At 73.4% G+C, this 1,254-nt stretch carries 2 protein-coding genes; both read right to left on the bottom strand.

The annotated features are described in order from the left end of the window. Positions 1-57: 57 nt before the first annotated feature. On the bottom strand, positions 58-336 hold the full coding sequence (locus SSQG_RS35530; RefSeq protein ID WP_039934339.1) for a hypothetical protein: 279 nt from the start codon (positions 334-336) through the stop codon (positions 58-60). 73 nt (positions 337-409) lie between these two features. Further along, the coding region (locus SSQG_RS35525; protein WP_063749180.1) for a phosphotransferase family protein at positions 410-1,254 on the bottom strand (845 nt) is incomplete at its 5' end.

Below are 1,254 nucleotides of genomic sequence, written 5' to 3'. Positions count from 1 at the left end.
CCGACCCCCACAGTCGGCCGCGGCCATCGGCGTTCGAAGGGCCGACGCGCTGGGCGCTCAGTCGGCCGGCTCGTCCGGCACCGGATGCTCGGGGTGCACCGTGCCTTGTTGCGGCGCCCCCTGCCGCCCCGTCCCCGCCTCGTCGGTGTCGGGGACGTCGTCGGCGGGCTCGTCGGACTTGTCGTCGTCGCTCTTGTCGTTCTTGCCGGTGCCGGTGCCCGTGAAGCGCGGGGCGACCTCCCACGGGTCCTCGCCCACGTCGGCCTGCTGGTCCGGCATGTCCCGCGGGACGGGGTCACCGTTCTCGCCGGGTCCTTCCAGGCGGTGGTCGGTCACGGCACCCTCCTTTCGGTTCGTCCGTGCGCCGCGCGAGTACCTCCGCCGTGACCTGCGAAACCTCAGGTGTGAACTAAGAGGCGGCGGCTTCCTCGATCTCGTCCAGGGCTCCGACCAGTTCCGGGGCGACCCTCTCCTGGACCCACCGCTGGTGCTCCTCGCCGGTCTCACGCGGGACCGTCTCGGTGAGCATGATCAGGTACAGGTAGGCGCGGTACAGGGCGTAGCGGAGGCGGGCCGGGGTGTCGAAGGCGACCCGGCCACCGGCCTCCCGGTAGCCCGCGAGGAACCCCTCGTCCTTGCGGATGTCGCCCAGCAGCGCCAGGGAGACGAACTCGGCGAGGGGGTCGCCCCAGAACATGCGCTCCCCGTCGATGAGGCCACCGATGCGGGGGCCGCCGGCCGAGCGGTCGACCAGGATGTTGCCCCGCCACAGGTCGAAGTGCACGAGGCTCGGGACGGTGACCTCTTCGAGGGCGCCGTACGCCGAGGAGGCCGTACGGGCCACCGCGTCGGCCGGCCGGGGCAGCCGGGCGCCGTAGCGCCGGGCGTCGTCGAGGACGGCGTCGAACATCGTCGTGAACGCGGTCCGCCAGTCGGGGGCGAGCGGGCCGAGGGCGCCGGAGGGGTAGCCGAAGCCGGGGCCCGTGACGCGGTGCAGACGGGCCGACTGACGCCCCAGCTCGGTACGCAGCGTGAGGTGTTCGTCGTCGGTGAGCGTGTCGTCCCAGGCGTCCCCCGGGCAGGCCGTCATCAGCAGGAAGTCGTCACGCAGGGTCACCAGCCGGGGCGCGGGCACCTCGACGCCGGCGGCCGAGCGGTAGAACTCGGCCTCCGAGACGAGCAGGCGGCGTTCGTGCCGCAGGCCGGGGGTGGTCGCCGCGGGCGGGACCTTCAGCACGTACCGGTTGCCGTCGG

The organism is Streptomyces viridochromogenes DSM 40736 (assembly GCF_000158955.1).
Classification (GTDB): Bacteria; Actinomycetota; Actinomycetes; order Streptomycetales; family Streptomycetaceae; genus Streptomyces; species Streptomyces venetus.
The sequence above is the reverse complement of the archived record's forward strand: the minus strand, read 5'-3'. Positions and strand labels throughout refer to the sequence as shown.